Here is a 255-nt window from a genome sequence, read left to right as displayed (position 1 = left end):
GGGCCAGCCGGCCGCTGCGCTCCGCCTCTCCGGGCAGCGCTACGGACGACAACACCCCCTCGGGCAGCGGCCCTCTTACCTCCGCGTCGATGCCGATGGAGGCCAGGTCACCTGTACGGACCAGGGCGGCGGCGCAGTAGCCCGCACAGTGGGTCATGCTGCCGGCCAGCCCGTCCGGCCAGCCGGGTGCACCGCGCTCACCCGGCAGGACGGGCCGCGGCGGTACGCCGAGCTTCTTCATGGCCCGGCGGGCAC

Annotated in this window: 1 pseudogene; it reads right to left on the bottom strand. The window is 75.3% G+C overall.

Annotated elements, in window-relative coordinates:
• Positions 1-255: pseudogene (locus tag J0695_RS42565) on the bottom strand (4'-phosphopantetheinyl transferase); the annotation flags it as partial.

This window comes from Streptomyces beijiangensis, assembly GCF_017315755.1.
Lineage (GTDB): Bacteria > Actinomycetota > Actinomycetes > Streptomycetales > Streptomycetaceae > Streptomyces > Streptomyces beijiangensis.
This window is presented reverse-complemented; position numbering and strand designations above follow the sequence as displayed.